Genomic DNA, 5067 nt, shown 5'->3' on the forward strand with positions numbered 1-5067 from the left:
CACCGGTCTTCGGTGCGCACCCCGCCGCTTTCGTCTGCCGTCGTTCCGGCTGCCGCTACCAGGCGGGCTTCGCCGTGGTGCTCTCCTCGGAGGGCAGCAGCACCCACAGCGCGAGGTAGAGGAGGAACTGCGGTCCCGGCAGCAGGCACGAGACCAGGAAGATCACACGCATCGTGGTCGCGGAGGTGCCGAAGCGCCGTGCCAGCGCTGCGCACACTCCGCCGATCATGCGTCCGTCACGGGGGCGGGCAAGGGCGGTCATGGTGGGCTCCTTCGCGAACCGTGGGGTTGTTCCCTACGCCTTCAACGGTACGGCCGCGGAGGGGACAGAACGTCGGACTATGGGGCGATCCCGACCCTGGGAATCGTCGGGGTCGACCCCTGAGACACCTCGTCCATCGGCAGCGCGCGTACCGCCCCGAAGCGGTTCCGGCGCAGCCGGGCGCGGGCCGCGGGCACCACGGACACATGGGCCAGGGCCACCCCGAGGGTGTTGAGCAGCAGCGAGTCCACGTCGACGAGCTGTCCGGGCACCGCGGTCTGGAACAGCTCGATGCCGAGCGACATCAGCGCACCCGCGGCGACCGTACGGGCCAGGGACACCACCGACGAGGCGTACAGCCGGCCACCGGCCATGGGCAGCAGCACCCCGAGCGGGGCGAGAAGCAGCAGCTTCTCGCCGATCCGGCGGACGGCTTCGTCGGGCCCGAGCGCCAGGTCGGCGCGGATCCCGGCGAACGGCTGCAGGTTCGGCGCGCTGACCCAGGGCACGTCGAGCGGCCGCAGCGTGATCCAGGCGACGAGCAGAAGGTGTGCGAGGAGGAGGAACGCTCCCACCGCACGGAGAGATACCGCGGCATCGGTACTGCCGCTCAGGCCTTGACGCTGCACGCTCCCCAAGACGCGGCCACCGGCAGGATCGGTTCCGCGAGGTGGCGTCCTGCTTCTGCCTGATTGTCCGGAGCGGTTTTCGCGGCACCCGCCGACCGTCGTGGCCCACGGGCTGCGGGCTACGACCTGCGGGGGTTACGGGCTACGAGCCGACCGTCTCCGCCGGGGCGGGGACCGTGCCGGGGCGGGCGCGGAGTTCCTCGGTGCACTCGTACCGGCGCAGCGGCGAGTTCTCGTCGGGGCCGCCGAGGACGACCGAGCCGTCCCGGTCGGCGGCCACGCTGCGGGCGAACGTACAGACGAGCTGCGCCAGTTCGTACGGTGACATCCGCTCGGGCGGGCTGCTCAGGCGCAGCGCCGACGGCGGGTCCTCGCCGCGCGGGCCGCTGACCTTCGGGCGGCCCTTCACGTCGGAGGTGAACCCGGCCTGCGCCTCGGACTCGGTGGGCGGCTTGCGCAGCTCGTCGAGGAGGCCCTGTGCCACGCGTACCGGGTCGCCCTCGGCGCCGTCGCCGGCGAGCTCGATCTGGCGGTCGACCTGGACCAGCTGCGAGCCGCAGACCAGGTAGATCTCCTCGGGTACGCCGGTGCCCGACTGGGCGGCGACATCCGCGGCCGAGTTGACGCACGGCACCCGCGAAGGGGCCGGACCGAAGTCGGTCGGCACCTCGGTGGCCCGGATGCCGCACCCGGCGAGTGCCGCGCCGAGCACCGTGACGAGGGCGCCCCTGGCGAGCCGCGCGGTGCGGACGTGACGTACTGCGGTGGTCATCCGTCCGCCTTCTTCCCCTGCTGACCCGTGTGCCGACCCGTGTGCTGACCGGAGCCGCCCGTGCCGCCGCCGCCCGCACCGGATGAACCGGGCGCGGACCTCGTCGTGGTCGCCGTGTTCGGGACGCCGTCCGTGGTCTGGTCGGCGGAGTTCTCCTCCGCCACCCGGGACGCGTCGCGCGGCAGCCGGAACGTGAACACCGCACCGCCCTCGGGGGAGTTGGCGGCCGTGATCTCGCCGCCGTGGATGTGGGCGTTCTCCAGGGCGATGGAGAGGCCGAGCCCACTGCCCTCGGAGCGCGGCCGGGAGGCGCTGGCCTTGTAGAAGCGGTCGAAGACGTGCGGCAGCACCTCTTCCGGAATGCCCGGCCCGTGGTCGCGTACCGAGATCACCAGGTCCTCGCCCTCCTCGCGGACCGAGACCCGTACCGGAGAGCCGCCGTGCTTCAGGGCGTTGCCGATCAGGTTGGCCAGGACCACGTCGAGGCGGCGCGGGTCGAGCTGGGCGGTGATGCCGCGCTCGGCGTCCAGGTCGACGGCGTCCAGCCAGGCGCGGGCGTCGATGCAGGCGGTGATCTGGTCGGCGATGTCCACGTCGTCCAGGACCAGGCGGGCGGTGCCCGCGTCGAAGCGGGTGACCTCCATCAGGTTCTCGACCAGGTCGTTGAGCCGCCGGGTCTCGCTGACCACCAGGTTCACGGCCGGCGCGATCATCGGGTCGAGGGTGTCGGCCTCTTCCTCCAGGACCTCGGTGACTGCGGTGATCGCGGTGAGCGGGGTGCGCAACTCGTGCGACATGTCGGCGACGAAGCGGCGGCTGGACTCCTCGCGGGCGCTCATGTCCGCGACCTTCTTCTCCAGGGAAGCGGCCGCGGAGTTGAACGTCTCGGCCAGCTCGGCCAGTTCGTCCGTACCGGAGACCCTGAGGCGGGTGTCGAGCTTGCCCTCGCCGAGGCGCCGGGCGGCGACGCCGAGCCGGTGCACCGGCTTGAGCACGGTGGTCGCGGCGGCCTGGGCGAGCAGGGCCGCGCCGATCAGGGCGAGCGCGGTGGCGATCCCGAGGGACCAGGCGAGGGAGTTGAGGTCCTTGGCCTCCGGCTCAAGGGACTTGAGCATGTACCCGGTGGGGCCGCCGCCCATCACCCGCGTACCGCCGATGAGATACGGGGTGCCGCCCTCCACGTCGCGCAGCCAGAACAGGCGGTACGCGTCGCCGGAGCCGTCCGACTTCCCGGACTTGGCGGGGGCGGGCTCGTCGACGGCCTTGCGCAGCGACCGAGGCACGTCGTCCAGGGTGAACGCGTCCAGTTCGGAGGTGCCGACGACGGTCCTGCCGTCGGGGTTCTCGCCGATCAGGAGCACGCTGTAGCCCTGGCTGCCGTGGGCCATCGTGCGGGCGGCGCGGTCGAGTTCGTCCTTCGTGGGCTCACGCGGCAGCGAGGCGACCCGGTCCTGCATGGCCTCCTTGAAGTCACCGAGCGCCGCGTCCTGGGTGCGGGTGAGCACGGCCTCGCGGTTCAGCCAGTACGCGATCCCGGAGGCGGAGACCGCGGCGGTCAGCGCGACCAGGGCGAACACGAAGACGAGGCGCAGCCGCAGGCTGGTGAAGCGCAGAACGGTGAACGGCCCTCTGCCCCAGGCCTTGCGGGGCCGTCTCGGTACGGATGTCACGAAGGGGTGTCCAAGCGGTAGCCGACGCCACGGACCGTACGGATCAGCGTCGGTGAGGACGGCACGTCCTCGACCTTGGCGCGCAGCCGCTGCACACACGCGTCCACCAGGCGGGAGTCGCCGAGGTAGTCGTGCTCCCAGACCAGGCGCAGCAACTGCTGCCTGGACAGGGCCTGTCCGGGCCTGCGGCTCAGCTCCAGGAGCAGCCGCAGCTCGGTCGGCGTGAGCTGCAGGTCCTCGCCGTCCTTGGTGACCGTCATCGCGGAGCGGTCGATGACCAGGGAACCGAACGCGGCGGCGTCGTTGGCCTCGCGCTCGCCGCGGCGCAGCACGGCACGGATCCGGGCGTCGAGCACGCGGCCCTGGACGGGCTTGACCACGTAGTCATCGGCTCCGGACTCCAGGCCGACGACCACGTCGATGTCGTCGCTGCGCGCGGTGAGCAGGATGATCGGCAACTGGTCCGTGCGCCGGATCCGACGGCACACCTCGAAACCGTCGATCCCGGGCAACATCACGTCAAGAACGATCAGATCGGGCCGCTGTTCGCGCAGCAGTTTCAGGCCGTCCTCGCCCGTGGCGGCGGTGGACACACGATGCCCCTGGCGCGTCAGCGACAGCTCAAGGGCCGTGCGGATGGCGTCGTCGTCTTCGATCAGCAACAGGGAAGGCACGTTGGTCATTCTGTCGCATGGTGCGGTGCGGTTTCGACAGTTGGAGCGCTCCCATACGTTCCCTCCCCGCAACCTCTCGAACGGACAGGCCCCTGTGACAGGTCTGTGACAGTCGGCAGACACCGCGATGAAAGTCGAACGGCAGGCTTTTGGTCACACGGAACGCACCGCCCGGGAAGCTCCGGAAGGTGCGGCTGGAACCAGACTCCACGACGGGGGGCGCGAGATGAATACGCTGCACAGCACCAGCTCGAGCGCAGTTGTCACGCGTCTGCACGACCTCACCGCCCGGGGGGCCGGCCAGCACGAGAAGTCCGGTGTGGCGGGGGCGCGGGGGTGCGCCCGCGGTACCGGACGCCAGCACACCGGTTACATGACGGTGGTCGACTCCCGTGCTCAGCGCGGTGTCGGCAACGGGGGAAGTGCGTACGGGGAGGGCTCGGGGGAGCAGGCGTCCCTGTCGGAGGCGGAGTTCACCGCTTACGTCCAGGAGCGCCGCGCCTCCCTGTACGCCACCGCCTACCACCTGACCGGTGACCGTTTCGAGGCCGAGGACCTGTTGCAGAGCGCGCTGTTCTCGACGTACCGAGCCTGGGACCGGATCAGCGACAAGGCCGCGGTCGGGGGCTACCTCCGCCGCACCATGACCAATCTGCACATCAGCGCGTGGCGCCGCCGCAAGCTGAACGAGTACCCGACCGAGGAACTGCCGGAGACGGTGGTCGACACGGACGCGATGCGCGGCACGGAGCTGCGCGCGGTTCTCTGGCAGGCCCTGGCCCGCCTCCCCGAACTGCAGCGGACGATGCTCGTGCTCCGCTACTACGAGGGCCGTACGGACCCGGAGATCGCGGACATCCTCGACATCAGTGTCGGCACGGTGAAGTCCAGCATCTGGCGCTCGCTGCGCCGGCTGCGCGAGGACGAGGTCCTCAGCTTCGGCCGTGACCAGGAGGAGTCCTTCGGCGAACTGGTGGCGTAGCCGCCATAAGCCGAAGGCAGGGGGAACGTCGCTTCGGGGGAGGCGGCGGGAAGGCCCAGGGGGGCCACACCGCGGGAT

Annotated in this window: 6 protein-coding genes; 1 reads left to right on the top strand and 5 read right to left on the bottom strand. The window is 71.1% G+C overall.

All coding sequences use genetic code 11. The annotated features are described in order from the left end of the window. Nucleotides 1-55: 55 nt before the first annotated feature. The 5 genes from GUY60_RS34205 to afsQ1 form a co-directional block, all read right to left on the bottom strand. Nucleotides 56-262, bottom strand: a complete 207-nt coding sequence (locus tag GUY60_RS34205) for a PspC domain-containing protein (protein WP_161705034.1) — start codon at nucleotides 260-262, stop codon at nucleotides 56-58. Nucleotides 263-339: 77 nt separating this feature from the next. Further along, nucleotides 340-891: a VanZ family protein gene (locus GUY60_RS34210; RefSeq protein WP_161705036.1), complete on the bottom strand. Its 552-nt coding sequence runs from the start codon at nucleotides 889-891 to the stop codon at nucleotides 340-342. Nucleotides 892-1033: 142 nt separating this feature from the next. Next, the gene (locus tag GUY60_RS34215; protein WP_188133188.1) at nucleotides 1034-1663 is read right to left on the bottom strand and encodes a hypothetical protein; all 630 of its coding nucleotides are present in this window, start codon (nucleotides 1661-1663) and stop codon (nucleotides 1034-1036) included. Further along, nucleotides 1660-3333, bottom strand: coding sequence for a sensor histidine kinase (locus GUY60_RS34220; RefSeq protein WP_161705038.1), 1674 nt, complete (start codon nucleotides 3331-3333; stop codon nucleotides 1660-1662). Before GUY60_RS34220 ends, GUY60_RS34215 begins: the two co-directional genes overlap by 4 nt. Beyond that, complete coding sequence (afsQ1, locus tag GUY60_RS34225) at nucleotides 3330-4007, bottom strand: two-component system response regulator AfsQ1 (RefSeq protein WP_161705044.1); 678 nt, start codon at nucleotides 4005-4007, stop codon at nucleotides 3330-3332. The genes GUY60_RS34220 and afsQ1 overlap by 4 nt, the downstream gene beginning before the upstream one ends. Before the next feature lie 226 nt (nucleotides 4008-4233). On the opposite strand from afsQ1, the gene GUY60_RS34230 reads away from it, so the two are divergent. Further along, complete coding sequence (locus GUY60_RS34230; protein ID WP_161705040.1) at nucleotides 4234-4989, top strand: SigE family RNA polymerase sigma factor; 756 nt, start codon at nucleotides 4234-4236, stop codon at nucleotides 4987-4989. Nucleotides 4990-5067 lie beyond the last annotated feature (78 nt).

Origin of the sequence: Streptomyces boluensis (assembly GCF_009908195.1) — a bacterium.
GTDB lineage: Bacteria > Actinomycetota > Actinomycetes > Streptomycetales > Streptomycetaceae > Streptomyces > Streptomyces boluensis.